Consider the following 21376-nt stretch of genomic DNA (forward strand, 5'->3'; position numbering starts at 1 on the left):
ATTAACGTCAACATCAACAGTTGTTATTACAGTGAAGAATGTTGCTCCGGTTAATGTTGTTCCAGTTGCTAACGCAGGTGAAGCGCAAACAGTAAACGAAGGAGATCTTGTAACATTGGATGCAAGTGCTTCTAGTGATGTTGATGCTAACACAACATTGACTTACTCATGGACATCAGAGGATGGAATTAGTATTGAAAATAATACTCAGATTCAGGCTAGCTTTATCGCACCTGAGGTTGATGTTGATACTGATTTTGAAATTCAATTAACAGTTTCAGATGGTACAGATGTGTCAGAAACGACTGTTATGATTACTGTAAAAGCCGTAGTAGTTACAGGGATCGAAGATATTGATGCTACTGTACAAACAGTTTCTCTTTATCCTAATCCTTGTCGAGGTGCATTCAAAATTCATCTTAATGAGCGTCCTCAAGCGGAGGCTATTATAGAAATTTGTAATGTTACAGGTCGTCTTGTTTATCAAGGCAGCATGTTCGAACAAGAAAAAGTAATATCAGTTTCTTTTGTACCTGGACTTTATCTAGTACGTATTCGTATTGGAGATATGCATGTAGTTAAGAAATTAATTATTAAGTAATTTATTATCTTTTTTTTAAACTAGGAAGGCTGCTATTATAGCAGCCTTCCTTTTTTTATATAGATCTTTATTGAATGAAGAAAAGCTTATAAATACTTCTTCAATAAAAAATGTTTTAAGTTATATGAATTCAGCCTTTATATCTGAGATGATATGTCTTTAATTATATAACTTCATACTGAATTAAAATTTATTCCAGATGCTTAAAAAAATGTCTTTTTATATATTACTCCCAATTTTCTTTTCCTGTTCAATGACACAGGTTTTACCAAAGGATTATTTATCTTTTAAACATAAAAACTTAAGTTCTGAGAAAGTGTTTGTTCTGCCTATTCGTGAGCAAGTCCAGGTGGACGATGAGTATCTGCAAGTCATTTATGATTTTACTGGAGCGAAATTGGCGAAGAAGGAACATCAGGATGAGAGTTATTATTTTGTACACATTAAAGGTTTTGGTAAAATGGGACAGGAGGGTGCACCTGCATTGCCCATGAGGAATGATTTATTGAAGGTTCCTACGAACAGTAAAATTTTATTGGAGCTTGTGGAGAGTGACTATATCGAGTATGATAATTTTATGATCTATCCTGCTTCAGCACCCATTTCAGACGCCTATGGTGCAGAGGTTCCTCCTTTTTATAAGGATGTTAAAGTTTATAAGAAGAATGAATTCTTTCCAGAAAAACTTGTCGAAATCATATCAAATCAAGTCGCTCGTGATGAGAGAATGATTAGAGTTCAGGTTCGTCCTGTTCAATTGAATCCTCTAACAAAGAAGCTTCGTGTTTATTCAAAACTGATCTATCGAGTAAGCTTTAAATAATTTTCACTTCACTAATTACGATGTATTAGTACATGATTTAACATCTCATTAACCCATCTTTTATTATACTTAGTCTATATTTGTATAAAGAATCTAAATAAAATGTTAAAAAAGATCAGTCATATAATTTTAGCCCTACTCGTATTGGTGACCACCATGGGGATGACTGTGTCTGCTCATTCTTGCAGTGGAGAATTAAAATCTATCCAATTATTATCTGAGGCTGAAAATTGCTGTGGAGATTCATGTCCAAATTGTCAGAATGATATTATTAAAGTTGAGATTGAAGATGATTTTACGATTCAAACTCTCAATTTCGATTTCGAACAAGAATTCACATTCTTAGCGGCCTTCATTCAATTGCTTATAGTTCCTTCTATCACAGAAGAAATTGTGCAAGTTGCCTACCATAAGCCGCCACCACTTAAAATTCAAACTGTACTTTCCGATTTGCAAGTTTATCGTTTATGATTTAAACGTCTAATAGATTGATACCGAATGTTGAGTGAATCTCATATTCTGTGCGAATTATTACGTTGAAAAAATCATAATTGAATAACTATGCTGAATAAATTTATCCGTTTTTTCCTTGAGAATAAACTGGTCACTTTCTTGGTACTTACTATTTTCATTTCATGGGGTGTTATCAATTCACCTTTTGGATGGGATACAGGTATTTTACCTAAAGACCCAGTTCCTGTCGATGCTATTCCTGATATTGGCGAGAATCAACAAATCGTATATACCGAATGGCCAGGTCGTTCGCCCCAAGATATCGAAGATCAGATATCTTACCCATTAACGACTTCACTACTGGGAATTCCTGGCGTGAAAACCATTAGAAGTAACTCCATTTTTGGTTTATCAAGTATCTATATCATATTTGATGAAGATATTGAATTCTATTGGAGTCGAACACGAATTTTGGAGAAATTAAACTCTCTTCAATCAGGTACTTTGCCAGATGATGTTTCACCAGCTTTAGGTCCAGATGCAACAGCTCTGGGGCAAATATACTGGTACACGCTTGAAGGACGAGATAAAGACGGAAATCCTGCGGGAGGATGGGATCCTCATGAGTTGAGAAGTCTTCAGGACTTTCAGGTGCGTTATGCTTTAACAGCAGCTAAAGGTGTTGCCGAAGTGGCTTCAATTGGTGGTTTTGTAAAGGAATATCAAATTGATATAGATCCACATGCCATGAGAGCTCATGGGGTGAATGTAGCTCAGATTATGGCTGCTGTAAAAAACAGCAACCTTGATGTTGGGGCTCGTACTCTTGAGTTTAACCGTGTTGAATACTTGGTGAGAGCCTTGGGTTATATCAAAAGTCTAGAAGATCTTGAAAAAGCTGTTGTTACAGTTCGCGATAATGTGCCCATTCGATTGAAAGATGTGGCTAAAATCAATTTTGGTCCAGCAACTCGTCGTGGAGGTTTGGACAAGGGGGGAGCAGAAGCCGTTGGTGGTGTTGTTGTTGCTCGTTATGGAGCCAATCCCCTAGAGACAATTGATAATTTAAAGGCAAAAATTGCAGAAATAACACCAGGTTTACCATCTAAAACATTAGAAGATGGAACCGTCTCGAAAGTAACGATAGTACCTTTCTACGATCGTGCAGGTCTTATTAAAGAAACGCTAGGAACTCTTGAAGAGGCTATTTCGTTGGAACTTTTAATCAGCATTCTGGTTGTGATCGTTTTAGTTATGAACCTTCGAGCTTCATTTTTGATATCTTCACTATTACCACTTGGGGTTTTGATTACTTTCATTACCATGCGTCAATTTGGAGTCGATGCCAATATTGTAGCCCTTTCGGGTATTGCCATTGCTATTGGTGTCATGGTTGATGTGGGAATTGTTTTCACCGAAAATATAATTCGGCATATCGACATGGCAAAGAATGTTGGAGCCAAAGGGAAACAATTACTGAATGTGGTTTACGAAGGGACTGTTGAGGTTGCAGGTGCTGTTATTACTGCACTTACCACTACCATCGTCAGTTTTCTACCTGTATTTGCCATGGAGGCTGCCGAAGGTAAACTCTTCAGACCCCTTGCATTTACCAAGACTTTCACCATGCTTGCAGCCCTATTGATTGGATTGATTATTATTCCAACTCTGGCTCATCTTATTTTTTCAATTCGATTAGATAAAAACAAGTATAAGAAAATCTGGAGCATCTTTCTAATTGCTGCTGGACTTCTTATTTCGATATTTACGGGTTATTACATAGCGATTGTTATCACTGCCTATGGATTAAATAACTACTTAGCCGACAGATGGTCTGAAACGAAAAAGTTTTGGATAAATATTATCAATATAGCCATCACTATTGTGGTTATTGTGTTCTTCCTGACAAAGTCTTGGATGCCAATGGGTGCGCAATACAGTATGTTTGCTAATTTCATGTTCGTTATCTTGATTGTTACTTTGATTCTAGGATTGATGTCAAGCTTTGTGTATTTCTATTCAAGAATTTTGACATGGTGTTTAAATAACAAATGGAAGTTCTTGAGTCTGCCAATTTTTATTGTCCTATTTGGAATTACTAGCTGGCAAGGCTTCGATAAGATGTTTGGTTTTGCACCCAATTTTGTAAAAGAAACCGCTCTTTATCAGAACTTGGATGAAAGTTTGCCAGGTATTGGAAAAGAATTTATGCCTTCTTTGGATGAAGGTTCTTTCCTACTTATGCCTACAACCATGCCTCACTCGGGTATTGCCGAAAACCTTGAGGTGATTCGTATACTTGATAAAAAACTAAACAACATTCCTGAAGTAGAATCTGCAGTCGGGAAATGGGGACGTGTGAATTCGGCACTAGATCCGGCTCCCACATCCATGTACGAAAATGTAATTAATTATAAACCAGAATACATTCTAAACGAAGACGGTCATAAGATGCGATTTGAAGTAAATCGTGTTGGAGCTTTTATTTTAAAAGATGGATCGGTTTATAATCCCAAAGAAGAAGGATTCCGTTTGGTGGCTAAGGAAAACTTAGTTGTTGATAAAAACGGTGAATATTTCCGTCAGTGGAGAGATAAAATCAAATCACCTAATGACATTTGGGATGAGATTATCGATAAGGCTACGATACCAGGTCTGACTTCAGCTCCAAAGTTGCAGCCTATTCAAACGAGATTGGTGATGCTACAAACAGGGATGCGAGCGCCAATGGGAATCAAAGTTTTTGGACCTGATTTGGAAAGCATTGAAAAAGTTGGCTTCGAATTAGAGAAACTGCTTAAACAAGTGGAAGGTGTCAATGGCATGTCTGTTTTTGCAGATAGAGTGGTTGGGAAACCTTATCTCGAAATGGAGATTGACCGTGATGCTATTTCTCGCTATGGTTTATCCATAAAAAATCTGCAAGCTGTTATCAGTTCTGCTATTGGAGGAATGAAACTGACTTCAACAGTTGAAGGTCGTGAGCGTTTCCCAGTAAGGTTGAGATATGCACGTGAATACCGAGATAACCCAGAAGCTTTAAAGAAAATCCTGATTCCCACACCAACAGGTGTTCAAATTCCTTTAGGTGATTTAGTTACATTTCATTATGTGCGTGGACCTCAAATGATCAAGTCTGAGAATACGTTCTTAGTAGGTTATGTGATTTTCGACAAAAAAGAAGGATTTGCTGAGATCGATGTCGTTGAAAATGCTCAAGAGTATTTGAATAAACAACTGGATGAAGGCGCCTTTATTTTGCCAGCAGGAGTAAGTTATGTCTTTACGGGGAATTACGAAAACCAGATAAGAGCGACTAAGCGCTTAATGCTTGTTGTTCCTATATCGCTCATGATTATTTTCTTGATTCTGTATTTCCAGTTCCGATCGGTTGTTTCGACCTCCTTGATATTTTCTGGAATTATCGTTGCCCTCTCAGGAGGCTTTATCATGCTTTGGCTATATGGACAAACATGGTTCTTAGATTTTTCTTTGGCAGGTATGAATTTTAGGGACTTATTCCAAGTGCAGACCATTAATCTGAGTGTCGCCGTTTGGGTTGGTTTTATCGCTCTCTTTGGTGTGGCAACTGATGATGGGGTCTTGATTAGTACCTATATCAAGCAATTGCAAGAAAAGAAACCTGCTAAATCTGTTAAGGAAGTTAGAGAACTGATTATCGAAGCGGGTTCAAAAAGAGTACGTCCAGCCATTATGACCACGGCTACAACGATTATTGCTCTTCTACCTGTGCTTACTTCAACAGGAAAAGGTTCGGATATCATGATTCCTATGGCGATCCCATTATTTGGTGGTATGACCATTGAGGTATTAACCATGTTGGTGGTTCCAGTACTTTATAGCATGTGGCAGGAAAGAAGATTAAAGAAGCAAGCTTCTATAAGTCAAGAATAAGAGCCTAATATTTCTCCTCATTCCCGAAAGCTTTCGGGATTAGGAGGAGGAGGTTTTAAAATTATTTAAGATTTATGATACGTAAATAATATGAAGATGAACATACAAAAACAATATATATCGATCTGTTTCTATCTGTTTCTATTGATCGCGATCCCTATTTCAGGATTTGGACAAAGCGAACTTGGGAACTATTTGGAAGAGGCTGCAGAAAATAACCCTGGACTTAAAGCTAAGTTCAACGATTATTTGGCAGCATTGGAACGTGCACCTCAGGTAAAGGCATTACCTGATCCACAAGTGGCATTTGCCTATTTTATAAAACCTGTAGAAACAAGAATGGGACCACAGGAGTTTAAATTTTCGGCTTCTCAGATGTTTCCTTGGTTTGGAACTTTAAAGGCAAAAGAAAATAGTGCCATCCATGCTGCTAAGGCAAAGTACGAAGCTTTCGAAGAAGCTAAAGCCAAGCTTTTTCATGAGGTTCGAACCACTTATTACAACCTCTACTTTAATAAGAAAGCCATTGCCATTAGCCTCGAAAATATAGATATTCTTCATTCTTTTAGAAAGATGTCTGAGATTAAGTTAGAGGCAGGACTCGTATCTGCACTCGATGGTTATCGTATTGAGATTGAGATGGGGGATCTTGAGAACCAGCTCGCTTTGCTTAAGGATAAGCAGTTTGTACTTGAAGTAATGTTTAATAATTTATTGAACTCTGAGAGTGAAAAAGAGATCTGGCTTCCCGAAGAATTATGGCTCACAGATTTGGCATTAAGCAAAGAGGCCATACTTGATTCAATTCAAAGCAATAATCACCAACTTTTAAGCTTAAGTTTTCAACAAGAAGCTTTAAGTTTCAAAAAAGAGGTGGCCAAGAAGGCTGGAAAGCCTAATATCAATATTGGCTTTGATTATATCGCAACTGGGAAGGGTGATATGAATCTGGCTGGAACCGATGCTTTTGTTTTTCCTAAAATCGGTTTAACCATTCCTCTTTATCGAAACAAGTATAAGGCACTAGTTAAAGAGGTTGTTTTTCAGGAAAAAGCTAAAGCTCTTGAAAAAGATAACAAAAGCAATATTCTTGAGAGTCTTTTTGAAAAGGGATGGAAAGATTACCGTGATGGCGAAAGACGTATACACCTTTTTCATTCACAACTTGAGTTGGCCCGAAAAGCCTTACACATATTAGAAACGAATTATGCGACCGGAAATAAGAATTTCGAGGAAATCTTAAGAATGGAGCGCAAACTCTTGAAATATAATTTAGAATTAGAAAAAGCTAAAGCAGATAAGCAAGCAGCTATTTCATTTATCTCCTATTTAATGGGTAACTAATTCCGAACCCTGAGCGGAGTCGAAGGGTGGTAATAGATTAATTAAAATACAATACGATGAAAAGTATAATCGAGAATATTAAAGAGAATTACAAATTAGTTGTTGGGGTTCTATTTCTAGGCTTGTTTCTAGGATGGTTAATTTCAGGCAATTCAGGTGATGTAAATACATCAGATCAAGGGATTGAGAATCATGAAGGTCATAAGCATGAGAGTGCAGATCCTCAGACATGGACTTGTTCTATGCACCCACAAATCAAGCAAGATAAATTCGGTTTGTGTCCAATTTGTGCCATGGATTTAATTCCATTAAAAAGCATGCAGTCTGGTGGTGACGATGTGGATCCAAATGAAATCGTGATGTCGGAATCGGCAGCGAAGTTAGCTTCAATTCAGACAATAAGAGTAGAAAAGGGAACTCCAATTAGGACAATCAACCTTCAGGGGAAAGTTCAGGTTGATGAGCGAAATATTTCTGAACTAACTGCCCGTTTTGGTGGTCGTATCGAGAAGCTTTTTGTTAATTATACCGGACAGTATGTCCGCAAGGGAGAAAAACTTGCAAGTATCTATTCTCCTAAATTGCTGAGTGCTCAACGAGAGTTACTAGAAGCCATCTCATTTAAAGAAAATCGTCCAGGTTTATATACCGCTGCTAAAGGCAAATTGAAGCTTTGGGATTTAACAGATAAGCAAATTGCTGCGATTGAGGAAAAAGGAAATCCTCAGGCTTATTTCAATATTTTATCACCAATTACAGGAACCGTAAGTATGCGACATGTGGCCTTGGGCGACTATGTGAAAGAGGGAAAGGCTTTATTTAAAGTTGTTGATCTTTCAAAAGTTTGGGTGATGTTCGATGCTTATGAGAGTGACTTGCCTTGGATTAAGCTAGGTGATGAGGTGAACTTTGAACTTAAGGCTAATCCTGGAGAATCCTATTCTGCGAAAGTCACTTATATAGATCCTTTTATCAATGGGAAAACTCGTGTAGCAAAAGTTCGAATTGAAGTATCAAACAAGAATGGTGTTTTGAAGCCTGAGATGTTTGCACAAGGTATTCTGGAATCAGAAATTGCTGAAAATAGCAGTGAAATTATGGTACCTAAATCAGCTGTTTTATGGACAGGGAAACGATCAGTGGTTTATGTGAAAGTTCCCGATCGTGAATCCCCATCTTTTCTACATCGTGAAGTTGTTTTAGGACCGGAAGCAGGTGCCTTCTATGTGATTTCAGAAGGTTTAGATGAAGGTGACGAGATTGCAACCAATGGTGTGTTTAAAATTGATGCTGCAGCTCAACTAATTGGTTTACGAAGTATGATGAACCCTGATGGTGGTGCTGCTCCTGCAGGTCATAATCATGGAGGAGATACTAAAAAAATGATGCCAGGTATGGATGAGGCTAAGTTTTTCGTAAATGGAGCTTGTGAAATGTGTAAAGAGAATATTGAAACGGCAGCCGCTGCTGTGAAAGGTGTTGCTCATGCTGTCTGGGATAAGGAAGCTAAGGAACTCACCATGCATTACGATGCTAAAAAAGTGAATCCTGAAAAAGTGCAAAAAGCCATTACAGAAAAAGGCTACGATGCTGGTGATTTGCGTGCAGACGATAAGGTATATGCAGAATTGCCTGAATGTTGTCAATATCCGCGTATGGAAAAAGCCTCAGTATGGGTTAACGGAAATTGTGATATGTGTAAGGCTACTATAGAAAAGGCTGCACTATCGATTGATGGCGTAATTCGTGCCGATTGGAACGGAGAGACCCATATGTTGAATTTAGATTTCGAATCGGGTTCAAACGATGTTGATGCTGTTGAAAAAGCTATTTCAGTGGCTGGTTACGATACTAAAAATCATAAAGCTTCTGATAGCGTTTATAAGGGCTTGCCTGAATGCTGTCAGTACGACAGAAAATAATTTTATAATCAAGAGGGATATCCTGATCCCAGATATCATTGGGATCAGGGTATAACTTAATTAGTTTGGGAAAAGCAATTTCAGAGAGCATCTCACACGCTTTTAGCTTGCATATGATAGGAATGTGTGTTCTTATGCTCATATTATTTCCATGGAATAAATGAAAAAGGAATTTGTACTGTTGTTATAAAGCCATATGAAAGACCAGTTTATTTAAATGAAAATAACCGAACTGTTTTTTACTTAAGAACAGGCAATGTAACAAATTCTCTCACTACTAGCGAAACAGTTAGGTATTTACAATCGAGTCAAATTTTAAAGAACTAAGATTATGAAAGCAACTGCAATAACAATTTTATTCGTATTATTTTTTGGTTTTACAGGATTTTCACAAATCAAATATGAGGGTAAAATCGATTCGAAATACAAGTCTATTAAATTGGAAGATGGGTCTTTGAAGTATGTGAAGTATGATAAAAAGAATCAAACGATTTTTATATATAATTTGAATAACACAATTTGGAAAGAAGTGAAGCTTCCACTACCTGAAAATCATCTTCTGGATGAAGTCAAACTTATCTCCCAAAAAACATTCAATAAGGACGAAGAAGTTGAGCTTGTATATTCTTGTGTTGAATATACTGTGTCAGATAATTATGAAGACCCTTCTGAAGGTTTTGGGAAAATCAATTTCACACTCAACGTAATCACTGAGAGTGGTAAATCTTTGTTAAGAGTTGAAAATAGCAATGATATGGAGATTATTAAGACTAATGGAGTAGTCAAGATGCTTGTTTACAAGCATGTTGGTGAAGGTTTTAATGAAAGTGATGAAACCCTAATTTACAATTTGCCTTAATTATATTGTCATGGAAGATGATTAGAAAATAAGAATTCAACTTGAATATGACAGAATATAATACAAATAGATTTTTATTAAAAGAAGAAGTTATGAAAAAATTATTGATCAGTTTAATAGCCGCAAGCTTGTTATTTATCTCTTGTGAAGAAAACAATAGTTCTGATAATAATAATAATATTGATGGAACTTATGTTGGAACTCTTTTTCTCAGTGATGTTTCGAAATCAATTTCTACAATATCACCAACTGAGGCATTTGCTAATGTAAAAATAATTGGTGAACAAATTGAGGTGCACTGTTATGGTGGAGAATTAGATACCACTTTCATGCTTGATTATTATCTACATAAAGATAGTGTGTTTGTTTGCCATACAGGTGAGGAATTTGAAACTCTATATGGGCATATGAAAGGGGATGGCCATATTTCAGGTGGAATGATGGGTGACATGCATAATGGAGAATCAGAATGGATGCACCACTTGAACGATGAGCATAAAGAAGGAGATGACCATTTTGGTGGTTTTGATATGGAGCATCAATCTTTCAGCTATTTATTCACTATGGAAGGCGGTGATATTATCTTTCAAGGAGCAAAGTAAGTTTCTGAACGATCCAGAAAAGTGTAATTAAATGTATTATCCTGATCCCGAACATTATCGGGCAGAATTAAAATTTAAAAAGATGAAAACAAAAATTATAAGTATAGTTGTGTTAGTGTTGATGGGAACAATGAGTTTATTGGCTCAAAGCAAAACAGAAACGTTTAAAGTGTTTGGGAATTGTAGCATGTGCGAAAAAACAATTGAGAAGGCTGCCAATACAGTTGAAGGTGTTACTTCTGCAGACTGGGATAAGAAAACCAAGATGATGAAAGTTACTTTTGATAAAACGAAAACTAGTGTGCATAAAGTGCATATGGCAATTGCAAAAGTTGGGTACGATACTGAGATGCATAAAGCGGATGATAAAGTTTATAACAAATTACCAGGCTGTTGTCAGTATGACAGAAAGTAAAGCAAGGAACTTGTTAAAAAATTCTTAAAGGTTTTATTAAAAGATAAATATGTCTTATCTTGATTTTGAGTGTAGAATTAAAAGAGTAGGATATGAAAGTAAGAAACATTGTTTTAATAATTTTATTGGTACTTGGAACAAGTCATCTAAAAGCTCAAATTAAAAAAGAACAGTTTAAGGTTTTAGGCAATTGCGGTACTTGTGAACTTAGAATCGAAAAAGCAGCTCAATCGGTTGATGGGGTTAAAACTGCTGATTGGAGTAGAAAGACGAAAATGATTGTGCTTACTTTTGATGAGAAGAAAACGAATTTGCACAAAATTCATATGGCAATCGTAAAAGCCGGTTATGATACCGATAAGCATAAAGCTAAGTCAAAGGCTTATCATGGTTTGCCAGGCTGCTGTAAGTTCGATAGGCCAGAATAAAACCTCTTAAAGATAATTGGAAGGGATAGAGCTAAGCTTTATCCCTTTTTTAATCAATAGAACTCTTTAAAAACCATTCAGGATCAGCATATCTTTTACAATGTTCTCCGTAAGAGAATACCTTTGTATCCTCAAAAAGATGCGTCACTTCTTCGCCATAAATTTTAGAAAAAATAACAGTAGACTCTTTCTCATGGATATTTTGATACTGTATTTGCGCAAAGTTTTCGTGTTTATTGCTATCCAGATTTGAATGACAAATGGAGCAGTATAAGGCGAGTTTTTCACCAGTAGCGATTTTAAAATCACCATTTTTAAAACTGGTATAGTTGCCTATCTCAGGATGAAGCAGAAGCAGTCCATTTTCATTTTTTGAATTTTTTGCAGACAAAATAATATGTCCCTTAACATTCAATATTCCTCTGCAATGTGGGCATAAATAATTGGTTCCCATAGTGTCTTGTTTTAAAGTGAATAGTATGAATTGTTCAAGATTAATTAGTGTTCGAGACAAGGGTTGAGCTTGATTCTTATTGAAAATACACACTATCTAATTTACGAAATTCCACAGAGATTTCATATTATACCAAATCAATAATCATATTTCATCAGCGTCTGAATTATTTTTTTTAGGGCATCGGCAATGGCAGCTGGGGCCCCATAGATGTAGAAGGCGTTAAAAACGAAATGCTGATTGAGCGTAGCGAGTTCATTTTGTTTAGCCTTTAAGTCGTAATGGGTCAGCGAATGCCGCAGTCTTGAATTTTTGGTACTTTTCTTTCAAGAAACGAACGAAGCGAGTTCATGAATACCCATGCAATTATGAATGAATAAAAAAGTACAAGCCCGTCCGGCAAGGACATCAATATGTAAATTAGTGCTTATTTACACATCTTGCTTTACGTCATTATTTATATCGTATTACTTAAAGTTGTTCAAATCATTAATCATATTTCATCAGCGTTAGGATTATTTTTCTAATGACGACATCGGCAATGGCTCCCGAGAATTTTCGGGAGGGGACCCATAGATGAAGAAGGCGTTAAAAACGAAATGCTGTTTGAGCGTAGCGAGTTCATGAATACCCATTCAATTATGAATGAATAAAAAAGTACAAGCCCGTCCGGCAAGGACATCAATATGTGAATTAGTACTTATTAATACAGCTTGCTTTACGTCATTATATATGCTCTACGACTTAGATAAGCCTTTTTTTTATCAAGAGATTTTTGATCTCAAAAAAAAATCATAAATTTGTCCACCCAAAGGAAATGGAGTTTTCCTACTTAACTGCCCAATGGCTGATGACTCCTGCGAATATTTTTTTCAATTTCACAGGATTGTTATGCAAAAAAATCTGTACAGCTCATATTCACTTGCTCGTAAATTTATTCTAAGTAAGCAACCAGCTCTTTTATCCATATTAGAGTGGCTATTGTTATCTATGGTCATTGCCATTTGTGTGGGTTCGGCTTGTGCTTTCTTTTTAATTAGTCTGGAAAAAGCCACCGATTATAGAAATGCACATGAGTGGATAATTTATCTACTGCCTATAGCCGGCATATTATTGGGATATGTATTTTACAAGTGGGGAAAAGAAATTGCACCGGGAAATAATCTGGTGATCAGTAACATTCATAAGCCAAAAAAGATCATTCCTTTTCGATTGGCTCCCTTTATTCTGGGAGGCACCGTGTTTACCCATCTCTTTGGTGGATCGGCAGGACGAGAGGGAACAGCAATCCAAATGGCTGCTGCTATTTCCGATCAACTTAGCCGTGTTTTTAAGCTGAGCAAGTACAATAGACGGATTATTTTAATATCAGGAATGAGTGCCGGTTTTGGTGCTGTTTTCGGAACGCCATTTGCCGGAGCCATTTTCGGATTAGAGGTCTCTCACATGGGAAAAATCAAATACAATGCCATTTTCCCGGCCTTTGCTTCTTCCTTTATGGCTGATTATGTCACCAAATCTTATGGCGTATCCCATTCCCATTACATTTTAGGTCTTGTGCCCGATATTAATCTGCAAGGTCTTCTTATCACGATTTTGGCAGGAATTTGCTTTGGTTTAGCTGCTCTCGGCTTTATTAAGCTGACATCTTCTTACAGCAAGCTCAGTAGTAAATACATCAAAAGAGCCTACATGAGACCTTTCTTTGGAGGGCTTCTCATATTAGCCATTGCAGGACTTTTAGGAACGACTAAATACCTGGGATTAGGTTTGCCTACCATTGTCGAATCTTTCACGGTTCAGCAAGCGCCTTACGTTTTCTTTTTTAAACTCTTACTGACAGCTATTACACTAGGTGCGGGTTTTAAAGGGGGAGAGGTGACGCCTTTGTTCTTTATAGGAGCCGCCTTGGGAAGTGCTCTGTCCTTGTTTCTTCCTTTGCCGGTCGGTCTCTTGGCTGCAATGGGTTTTGTTGCTGTCTTTGCCGGTGCATCCAATACACCACTAGCATCAAGTATTATGGCTATCGAGCTCTTCGGTATAGCCTGTAGTCCCTATGTTGCTATTGCTTGTATTGTCGCTTATCTCATTTCCGGGCATCATGGTATCTATAGCTCACAGGTTATTGGTGATGCTAAAATAGTTACAAAACTTCGTGAGACTGGTAGTACATTGGGGGAAGTTTAAGAAAACAGGCAACTGACTTTTGCATTTTTTTGATTGATCAAGCATCATTCTATTCATTTCTATAAAACAGACTCAGGGCAAACTAAGCCTTTTTTTAATAATAATTCCTTGGGCAAAACCCTGCGGGTCGGGCTATCCGCACTCGCTCTTTGTCAAAAAAAGAAGACAAAGGAGCTCAAACAAAAGCTCCTATCCCTTTTGCAAACAGACCACCACGATCTCAGATGTGAGAAAATCCAAACTTATAATTATAAAGAGTCGTTCCATTTTATGTAGAACAGGTATTTTACCTGTAGATTAAATACTGTTTAGTGAGATTAATTCTTAATTTTAGTGGCCTCAATTTAGGAGATGTCCTTATCCCTCCAATAAGGCGGGATAACAAGACCTTTTCAAAAGAGATAATTGAAATAACAGCCATGTGCTTGTTTCTAAATTCTTAGCCATTATTAAACTATCTGCCTTAACGAACATTAAATGAAAAAGCTGAATAGTATAAAAGGGAATCTTAATTTGGAAGAATTTCATATTCATCTTCCAAACGAAAAGTTTGGATTTGCACACCTACATTTTATACGAGTAAATGCTTTTGATAATCTATTTCTGAAAATTCATAAAGAGTTAAACCAGACTTCTAAAACTCTAAAACAAAAAAAAATTCTCGACTATGAAAAGTTAGTCTATGAAGAACTAGCCACACATTTAACAGATTTGATTTCAGGCATCGAAAATGGTACAATAAAGATTGTGTTTACTTACAATGTAGAAGACATAGACTTAATAAACACGACCTTGGATGTTGATTATAAACTTAAAAATGAAGATAGTTTTGATAATAAACTTAAAACACTAACTCTAATAAAATTGCAAAAACAATTATTAGAAACAAAACAAGCAATATTTGAATTAAAAAACTACCAGTTCTCTACATATAAGAATGAAGAATTCTTAGGAGGTAATTTCTTCTTAAGATTTCCAAAGGAAATAATTATTTATAATGAAGTAAGTATTGGTAATTCCAGGTATGGTAGTTCTGTTTTGTTTAAAGATGATACACAAAGAGAAGATGTAGTAACAATGTTGAATATTATTGCTTTTTTTCAAGCATCACCAAACTTTCTCCAAACTAAGAATAAATCATACAATGAAAAATTAGTTAATATCTATAATGAGTTTGATATTCTTGACTTACTAACTTTAACAAGCAATAAATTTTTTAATAACCCTAAATCAAAATTCCGAAGCTTAAGTACTCCTATTTTTAAACTTCGTAAAGACACAAATTTCACAATCTTACCTGAAACTAATTCAAATGATTTGTTGCACCTATACCATTCCTCACTAAAACAAATTGAACCATTACCAAGATGTGTTTTCCTATTCAGAATTGTAGAATATGGAAAAAATTATCATTACCAACGTTTATTTAGGCAGCCAAAAATTGATTTAAAGGATGTAATTGAATATTACTACAATGAAGCAAAGAGCCACAGGTTCATTCCTTTATTCTTTTTAGACTATGGCTCAGATTGGGATTCAAAAACAGGAGAGATGGTAGATAAGAGGAAAACTCAATATCTTAACTTTATGACAGAATTAAAAAATAAGTCAAAACAGATACTTAATAAATGGAGAGGTCATTCTTATTTGGGTTCAAAATCATTGGGGACAATAATTTACAACACAGGTAGAAATACGGTAGCACATGGTGGAAATGGAACTCAGAATATTAACTATGATTATGCGAATAAATACAAACACATAAATGACGTTAATGTATTTCTTGAATTAATAGCACGATATTTAATTGAAATAGAAAATCCTGAATTTAAAAAGGCTGTTCATTGGCAAAAGAGTATTTATGAAATGAACTGTTCTCATATGAAAATGATGAAACAAGAAAATAATATTATTGAAATTAGTAACAATGGCTAATGTTTTATATAAGTAATGGGAGGGTAAGTGCTAGGTTGCAGGGCTTTCAGCTCGCTTAAACTTTATCATGGTTTGACAGGGAAGTACCCCGGAATCTGCCACTACTCATACAATTTACTGTTGGCTGCAATTGTAAAAAACCTAACATCATGATTATTACAAGAAAACCTGAGTTAGTAATATTTGATTTTGATGGCTGTATCGTAGATAGTACCAGCGATGCAATTAATTTTCTTTATCAATCTATTGAAGAAAAGACCAAAAAAATTGATCGAAGTATAATTTCTGATTGTTTGCAAGGTACGTTTGACGAAACAATCGATTGTGTTTTAAAAAAATATCCAAAAGAATCCATAGAATTATTAAATCCACATATTAGAGAAATTGTTCATTTAACAAATACAGCAAAACTTAGGAATAAAAAAGAATCTAGGCTGTTTCCTCTAATTCCGATGCTGCTAGAACTACTATTTAATGATGGAGTTAAAATGGGAGTTCTTTCAAGAACTAATAAAGATAGAATAATCCATAATCTCGAGTATTATAAACTATTAAGGTACTTTGACTGTAACCTAATTTACGGAGAGGATAACCTACCAGATGGTTGCAATCCAAAGCCTTCACCTGATGGGTTGAATGTAATTATTAAAGAAGCTAGGATCGAGAATGATGAATGTGTATATTTTTTTGGTGACCATGAAAATGATTTTCAAGCAGCAAAAGCAGCAAATATTCATTTTATTGCAAGTTCATGGGCTGAAAATTGTTTTTTTGAATCCAATGTAGTTCAAGCAAAAACATTATTGGATTTGTTCATTTTTGGAATTATAAACCAAATCATACCTTCCAGTCAAGAACTATTTGAAAAAATACAACTAAAAAAGTTGTCAATCTTTATTGGAGCAGGGTTTTCTATGGAAGCTGGTTTAGATGATTGGTCATCTTTAGTCCAAAAATTCTCACCTGAAAATGATATTCCGAATGGAGATTTACCTTTGTTAATACAAAGATATATTGATAAGAATCCGCAATTGGGTAAAAATCGAATTTTTGATTATATCAGGAAAAGCTTTTCAAAATATGATTCTCCTCCCAAAAAGCATATTCTACTTGCTAGTTTAAATTTAAATAGAATTTGGACAACAAATTATGATTCCCTTATAGAAGATTCATATGCATATTCTCCTGAAATAATAGTAAATGACTCTGATCTTTCTCCATTTGAAAAAAGAACTCAAATAGTTAAAATAAATGGCAGCATTAATAGCGTAAATACATCTGATTTAGTCTTATCAACACAGTCATTTTATGAGCTAAGCAAAAAGAAAGAGGAATTATTTAAAGAATTAAATAATGAATTATTGCGAAGGTCTTTTCTATTTATTGGCACAAGTTTCTCAGATGATATATCCAAAAAGATACTTGAAGAGTTCCATAATTCAAATAGAAATAAGCCAGTTCATTATGTTTTAACTACAAATGAAATTGAAATATCGAAAAACTATATTTCACAAATAATTATTCCAGAATGGTCAACAATTGAAGATATTTTTCAAGAATGGAATTGGAAATTAAAGCAAAGGACAATTGTAATTAGTGGGGCATTTGTCGGACAATTAGATGATGATGAAATCAAGTATTTAAAATATTTAGGTGCATTTTTATTAGAGGCAGGATTTATAATTAAGATAGGCAACGGTGTTGGTGTTGTTAATCACATTCTTGAAGGAGCACTTGAATATTGTAGAGAATCTAATCAGTCAAAGCTTCATAGAACAAATATATTAAGGTATAACCGTGTCTTAAATGAAGATGATTTTATAGTGGAAAATAAATTAAAAATAGATGCGAAAGATAGAATAAGCAGACTAATACAACCGGTTGGCACAACGGTTTTTATTGATTCAAACTCAAACGGCACAGATAAATATTCTGCAATGAGGGATGCTTTATTCTTGAATTCAGATATCTGTTTGGCTATTGGAGGGTATATAAACTCGAAAGATACAGATATTAAGCAAAGTGATTTTGCTAAAGGGATGATGCAAGAAAGATTCATTTTCAATAATAATAAAACATATTTGCCTTCTCCCTTTATCAAAGGTGTTGCCCAAGAAACATACTTAGAATATAAAAAAACTGATTTTATTAGTTTCAATAATAATCTCAAACTTAAAGATGTCTTCTACCGTTTGGAATCAATTAAAGACCCAATTGATGCAGCAAGATTAACTGTTGCTTCAGCAATATTAGCAAGTATAAATAATTAACGATGACTCCCAATTTTATTAAGAATACTATTGCAAAAAATCTTGATTTTCTATCTGTTTTATGTGAATCTATTAGCTATGTAGGAAGTTGTGCATTAGAAAAAAATAATGATAAATCATTAACATCAGATTTTGACATACTGCTTATTCTTAAAGTAATTTCGTCAGTATCAATAATTGAAGAATATTTGAAATCTATTTTTCTTAATAAGGTTTGCATAATTCAAGGTTGGGGTCTTGTCACATTTGAGCAAGTTGGAATACCTGTTATTCATCTATTAGCTGATACGAAAAACACCTTAAAACAGAGAAATACACTATTCTTAAATAGTGTAAGCAAATATAGTCCTGTATATGGTACTTCATTAAGAAGTTATATAGATTATCAAGAATTAACTCCTACACTTTTGCTTCACGATGGTGATGGACTTTTAAGGCATTATAAAGACTTGAAAAACAAAGATTTTGTTATGAGGAAATGGTGTAATAACAAAGGTGAATACGAGTGTAAATCTTTAAATAACGTCTTTTCTTCATTACTTGACCAAATAATATATATATCCCTGCAAGCAATGCGTAATTATTTGCGACTAATGGGATACAACATAGAATTTTATTCAAATATGGAAAATTTGAAAATATGGGATATGCATAATATTGTCCATACTAAATATTTGAGAGAAATTATTTGCATTAAAGAAACGAGAAAGCTAATTGGCGATGAAGATATCAACATAGATGAACTTTATAAAAAAAGTTTAGCCTATTTGGAAAACTTGATAGTAATTTTGTCAAACAATAGCAGCCAATAAATAGAACTATGATCCCCCCATATGCAGCAAGTCTGTGACTTGTGCTAATAACTAAAATGCCTAAGCCTACCTCCAATAAAATGTAGCTGGGCTTTGTTCATATTCCTATATGCACAAGCTTATATTCTATCCAGACCAGTCAGGTTTATTTGCATCTTGTTAGTCAAACCTCACTGGTCTAATTGATTCCGATACATTACTCCGTCTACCGCAAGTCTGTGACTTGTGGAAAGAAGGATGTAATTGTTTCAAATCTTTAATTTCTGATTGCTTTTTAATCTATTTATTCTTGTTATTTTAAAACTGTATTATTACACGGTTTCTATATTATTTCATTAATATAGAAACCACAAGTCGCAGACTTGCGGCATGTGGGGATCAATTGCCTAAAACAGATCAGTACTATTAGAAACTACAAAACATTCTATATATTGATGGACATAATTTATTTGATTAAATAAATTTTTAATCGACTCAAAAATCGAATCGTACTGTTAGAAAAAATAAAAACGATGAATAAGATAATTGTAACTATACTAATATGTATTTCAGGCCTAAGTCTCCATTCTCAGGAACATCTGCCAACTTCCTCTGATTATACCAAATTCTATAAAACCAAAACCCTTGTGGTATTGGATGATCATCTGTTTTCTGATTTTAATGACAAGATAAAAGAAGCAGTTAAACAAAACTGGACTGTAACAGAGTATGAATTTATTTCAAACGCTGAATTCGAAAAGAAACGATTCAATTCTAGCTATTCATTTTTGCTAACTAGTATTGTTACTTTTAATAAAGACAAAACCAAAGCCAGTTATAATTTTTTAAGTCTGGTTTTAGGTGGACAGGCCAAAGAAATTGGAGATATGCCCGATCTTTGTTCCATTCCTTTATCGTATGTTAAGGCTGACGAAGAAAATTACATTTATAAACTCACAGCTTTGGTTCAATTTATTCAAAACCATATTGCATTGGCGACTAAAAAACCGCAGATTATTACGGAAAATGTTCTTAGATATTACAATAAGAACAATGCCAGAACCAAAGACAAAACTATTTATGTACTAAAAAATGAGCTGGAATACGACATTAACTCTTTAGCCAAAATAAGAAAAATATATCCTGGTAAAGTAAAATTGGTTGAAGCTGTAGAAATAGAGAACGCCATTAAAAATAAAGACAATAATGTGATTTTTTTGCATAAAGTAGGCCCTGGTAATACCAAAAACAAAGCCAGATGCTTTAAGATACTAATTGGTGCCAGGGATGCAAAGTTTTATTATTTCGATTACCATATGGTACGAGGAAAGCAAAGTGACAGTTTTTTAAAGAGTGATTTTAAAAAAATATCAAAGTAATTAACCCGCTAGCGCGAACTTGTAGCTCGCGCTAGCGGGGGATTGAAAAAATCAGTTATTATACCTCAAATTGAAGGCTTAACTGCTTATCATTGATACCTTCATATCTCACTTGTCTTAAAATGTTTTTTTATTAATCCCCTTACTTCCTTATATTTAATAAATCTAATCCAGATTGGTGAAAAGCTATTACTATGCTTATATAGAATAGCATCTTATTAATATGAAGAACCCATATGAAAAGTGAGAAAATTAAATTTAAGAATTCTCTGGGGCATGAATTAGCTGCTAAAATAGAATTCCCTGATGGAGAACCTAAAGCTTATGCTCTGTTTGCCCATTGTTTTACCTGCAATAAGAATTTAACAGCAGTCAGGAATATCAGCCATTCATTAAATGAATGTGGAATTGCTGTATTACGCTTCGATTTTACAGGACTTGGAGAAAGTGAGGGTGATTTTGAGAATACCAATTTCTCTTCCAATGTATCAGATTTGGTTTCAGCAGCTCAATTCTTATCCGAAAATTATTCAGCACCCAGCATTTTAATAGGTCATTCATTAGGGGGCGCAGCAGTTGTTTTTGCTGCACTTCAAATTCCAAGTGTGAAAGCTCTTGCAACTCTAGGTGCTCCATCAAATCCCAAGCATGTTTCTCATTTACTTAAATCTGGATTAGCTGAGATACAAGAGAAAGGTGAAGCCGTATTAATGATTGGAGGAAGAGAATTTAAAATTCAAAAACAGTTCTTGGATGATATCAATGAGAAAAATATGGAGGAAACTCTTAAGAATTTGAGGATAGCTTTATTGGTTCTGCATTCACCACAAGATACCACTGTTGGGATAGATAATGCGGCTCAAATATATAAGGCTGCCTGGCATCCCAAAAGCTTTATCTCACTTGATGGTGCTGATCATTTATTATCAAAAAAGGAAGATTCTATTTATGCAGGAAAAATGATAGCCAACTGGGCTGAACGATATATTAATGTTTAG

At 34.9% G+C, this 21376-nt stretch carries 17 protein-coding genes and 1 riboswitch; of the genes, 16 read left to right on the forward strand and 1 reads right to left on the reverse strand.

Annotation, left to right across the window (positions count from 1 at the left end; all coding sequences use genetic code 11):
• The 10 genes from ACXR6G_RS17105 to ACXR6G_RS17150 form a co-directional block, all read left to right on the forward strand.
• Nucleotides 1–601: T9SS type A sorting domain-containing protein (locus tag ACXR6G_RS17105; protein ID WP_458362668.1), on the forward strand; the 601-nt coding region annotated here is incomplete at its 5' end.
• Between the two features lie 199 nt (nt 602–800).
• The gene (locus tag ACXR6G_RS17110; RefSeq protein ID WP_458362669.1) at nt 801–1424 is read left to right on the forward strand and encodes a C25 family peptidase propeptide domain-containing protein; all 624 of its coding nucleotides are present in this window, start codon (nt 801–803) and stop codon (nt 1422–1424) included.
• Nucleotides 1425–1526: 102 nt separating this feature from the next.
• Nucleotides 1527–1895 (forward strand): HYC_CC_PP family protein, encoded by a 369-nt coding sequence (locus ACXR6G_RS17115; protein ID WP_458362670.1) that lies wholly within the window; start codon nt 1527–1529, stop codon nt 1893–1895.
• Nucleotides 1896–1985: 90 nt separating this feature from the next.
• Nucleotides 1986–5792 carry an efflux RND transporter permease subunit gene (locus ACXR6G_RS17120; protein WP_458362671.1) on the forward strand — a complete coding sequence of 1269 codons (3807 nt, stop codon included), beginning with the start codon at nt 1986–1988 and terminating at the stop codon, nt 5790–5792.
• 96 nt (nt 5793–5888) lie between these two features.
• Nucleotides 5889–7136, forward strand: a complete 1248-nt coding sequence (locus ACXR6G_RS17125; RefSeq protein WP_458362672.1) for a TolC family protein — start codon at nt 5889–5891, stop codon at nt 7134–7136.
• 56 nt (nt 7137–7192) lie between these two features.
• Nucleotides 7193–9058 carry an efflux RND transporter periplasmic adaptor subunit gene (locus ACXR6G_RS17130; protein WP_458362673.1) on the forward strand — a complete coding sequence of 622 codons (1866 nt, stop codon included), beginning with the start codon at nt 7193–7195 and terminating at the stop codon, nt 9056–9058.
• 331 nt (nt 9059–9389) lie between these two features.
• Nucleotides 9390–9917, forward strand: a complete 528-nt coding sequence (locus ACXR6G_RS17135) for a hypothetical protein (protein WP_458362674.1) — start codon at nt 9390–9392, stop codon at nt 9915–9917.
• A gap of 92 nt (nt 9918–10009) precedes the next feature.
• On the forward strand, nt 10010–10519 hold the full coding sequence (locus tag ACXR6G_RS17140) for a hypothetical protein (protein WP_458362675.1): 510 nt from the start codon (nt 10010–10012) through the stop codon (nt 10517–10519).
• An 82-nt stretch (nt 10520–10601) separates the two neighbouring features.
• Complete coding sequence (locus ACXR6G_RS17145) at nt 10602–10934, forward strand: heavy-metal-associated domain-containing protein (RefSeq protein WP_458362676.1); 333 nt, start codon at nt 10602–10604, stop codon at nt 10932–10934.
• Between the two features lie 92 nt (nt 10935–11026).
• Nucleotides 11027–11362, forward strand: coding sequence for a heavy-metal-associated domain-containing protein (locus ACXR6G_RS17150; RefSeq protein WP_458362677.1), 336 nt, complete (start codon nt 11027–11029; stop codon nt 11360–11362).
• A 49-nt stretch (nt 11363–11411) separates the two neighbouring features.
• Here ACXR6G_RS17150 and ACXR6G_RS17155 read toward each other — a convergent pair whose 3' ends face one another.
• On the reverse strand, nt 11412–11816 hold the full coding sequence (locus ACXR6G_RS17155; protein ID WP_458362678.1) for a hypothetical protein: 405 nt from the start codon (nt 11814–11816) through the stop codon (nt 11412–11414).
• Nucleotides 11817–12620: 804 nt separating this feature from the next.
• Nucleotides 12621–12683, forward strand: a riboswitch (Fluoride riboswitch).
• 24 nt (nt 12684–12707) lie between these two features.
• Between ACXR6G_RS17155 and ACXR6G_RS17160 the strand changes: the two genes are divergently transcribed.
• From ACXR6G_RS17160 to ACXR6G_RS17185, 6 genes are all read left to right on the forward strand, one after another.
• Nucleotides 12708–14003 carry a voltage-gated chloride channel family protein gene (locus ACXR6G_RS17160; protein WP_458362679.1) on the forward strand — a complete coding sequence of 432 codons (1296 nt, stop codon included), beginning with the start codon at nt 12708–12710 and terminating at the stop codon, nt 14001–14003.
• A 477-nt stretch (nt 14004–14480) separates the two neighbouring features.
• Nucleotides 14481–15938 carry a hypothetical protein gene (locus ACXR6G_RS17165; protein ID WP_458362680.1) on the forward strand — a complete coding sequence of 486 codons (1458 nt, stop codon included), beginning with the start codon at nt 14481–14483 and terminating at the stop codon, nt 15936–15938.
• A 149-nt stretch (nt 15939–16087) separates the two neighbouring features.
• Nucleotides 16088–18208 carry an HAD hydrolase-like protein gene (locus ACXR6G_RS17170; protein WP_458362681.1) on the forward strand — a complete coding sequence of 707 codons (2121 nt, stop codon included), beginning with the start codon at nt 16088–16090 and terminating at the stop codon, nt 18206–18208.
• Nucleotides 18209–18210: 2 nt separating this feature from the next.
• A complete protein-coding gene (locus ACXR6G_RS17175; protein ID WP_458362682.1) occupies nt 18211–19020 on the forward strand; it encodes a hypothetical protein in 810 nt (269 codons plus the stop codon).
• Between the two features lie 512 nt (nt 19021–19532).
• Complete coding sequence (locus tag ACXR6G_RS17180) at nt 19533–20378, forward strand: hypothetical protein (protein WP_458362683.1); 846 nt, start codon at nt 19533–19535, stop codon at nt 20376–20378.
• A gap of 236 nt (nt 20379–20614) precedes the next feature.
• Complete coding sequence (locus ACXR6G_RS17185) at nt 20615–21376, forward strand: alpha/beta hydrolase family protein (protein ID WP_458362684.1); 762 nt, start codon at nt 20615–20617, stop codon at nt 21374–21376.

It is taken from the genome of Ancylomarina sp. YFZ004 (assembly GCF_054254355.1).

What these genes read in the sequence shown, in the direction of transcription:
- ACXR6G_RS17110 (WP_458362669.1), top strand. Translation starts at nt 801, where the DNA reads ATGCTTAAAAAAATGTCTTTTTATATATTACTCCCAATTTTCTTTTCC.
- ACXR6G_RS17115 (WP_458362670.1), top strand. Translation starts at nt 1,527, where the DNA reads ATGTTAAAAAAGATCAGTCATATAATTTTAGCCCTACTCGTATTGGTG.
- ACXR6G_RS17120 (WP_458362671.1), top strand. Translation starts at nt 1,986, where the DNA reads ATGCTGAATAAATTTATCCGTTTTTTCCTTGAGAATAAACTGGTCACT.
- ACXR6G_RS17125 (WP_458362672.1), top strand. Translation starts at nt 5,889, where the DNA reads ATGAACATACAAAAACAATATATATCGATCTGTTTCTATCTGTTTCTA.
- ACXR6G_RS17130 (WP_458362673.1), top strand. Translation starts at nt 7,193, where the DNA reads ATGAAAAGTATAATCGAGAATATTAAAGAGAATTACAAATTAGTTGTT.
- ACXR6G_RS17135 (WP_458362674.1), top strand. Translation starts at nt 9,390, where the DNA reads ATGAAAGCAACTGCAATAACAATTTTATTCGTATTATTTTTTGGTTTT.
- ACXR6G_RS17140 (WP_458362675.1), top strand. Translation starts at nt 10,010, where the DNA reads ATGAAAAAATTATTGATCAGTTTAATAGCCGCAAGCTTGTTATTTATC.
- ACXR6G_RS17145 (WP_458362676.1), top strand. Translation starts at nt 10,602, where the DNA reads ATGAAAACAAAAATTATAAGTATAGTTGTGTTAGTGTTGATGGGAACA.
- ACXR6G_RS17150 (WP_458362677.1), top strand. Translation starts at nt 11,027, where the DNA reads ATGAAAGTAAGAAACATTGTTTTAATAATTTTATTGGTACTTGGAACA.
- ACXR6G_RS17155 (WP_458362678.1), bottom strand. Translation starts at nt 11,816, where the DNA reads ATGGGAACCAATTATTTATGCCCACATTGCAGAGGAATATTGAATGTT.
- ACXR6G_RS17160 (WP_458362679.1), top strand. Translation starts at nt 12,708, where the DNA reads ATGCAAAAAAATCTGTACAGCTCATATTCACTTGCTCGTAAATTTATT.
- ACXR6G_RS17165 (WP_458362680.1), top strand. Translation starts at nt 14,481, where the DNA reads ATGAAAAAGCTGAATAGTATAAAAGGGAATCTTAATTTGGAAGAATTT.
- ACXR6G_RS17170 (WP_458362681.1), top strand. Translation starts at nt 16,088, where the DNA reads ATGATTATTACAAGAAAACCTGAGTTAGTAATATTTGATTTTGATGGC.
- ACXR6G_RS17175 (WP_458362682.1), top strand. Translation starts at nt 18,211, where the DNA reads ATGACTCCCAATTTTATTAAGAATACTATTGCAAAAAATCTTGATTTT.
- ACXR6G_RS17180 (WP_458362683.1), top strand. Translation starts at nt 19,533, where the DNA reads ATGAATAAGATAATTGTAACTATACTAATATGTATTTCAGGCCTAAGT.
- ACXR6G_RS17185 (WP_458362684.1), top strand. Translation starts at nt 20,615, where the DNA reads ATGAAAAGTGAGAAAATTAAATTTAAGAATTCTCTGGGGCATGAATTA.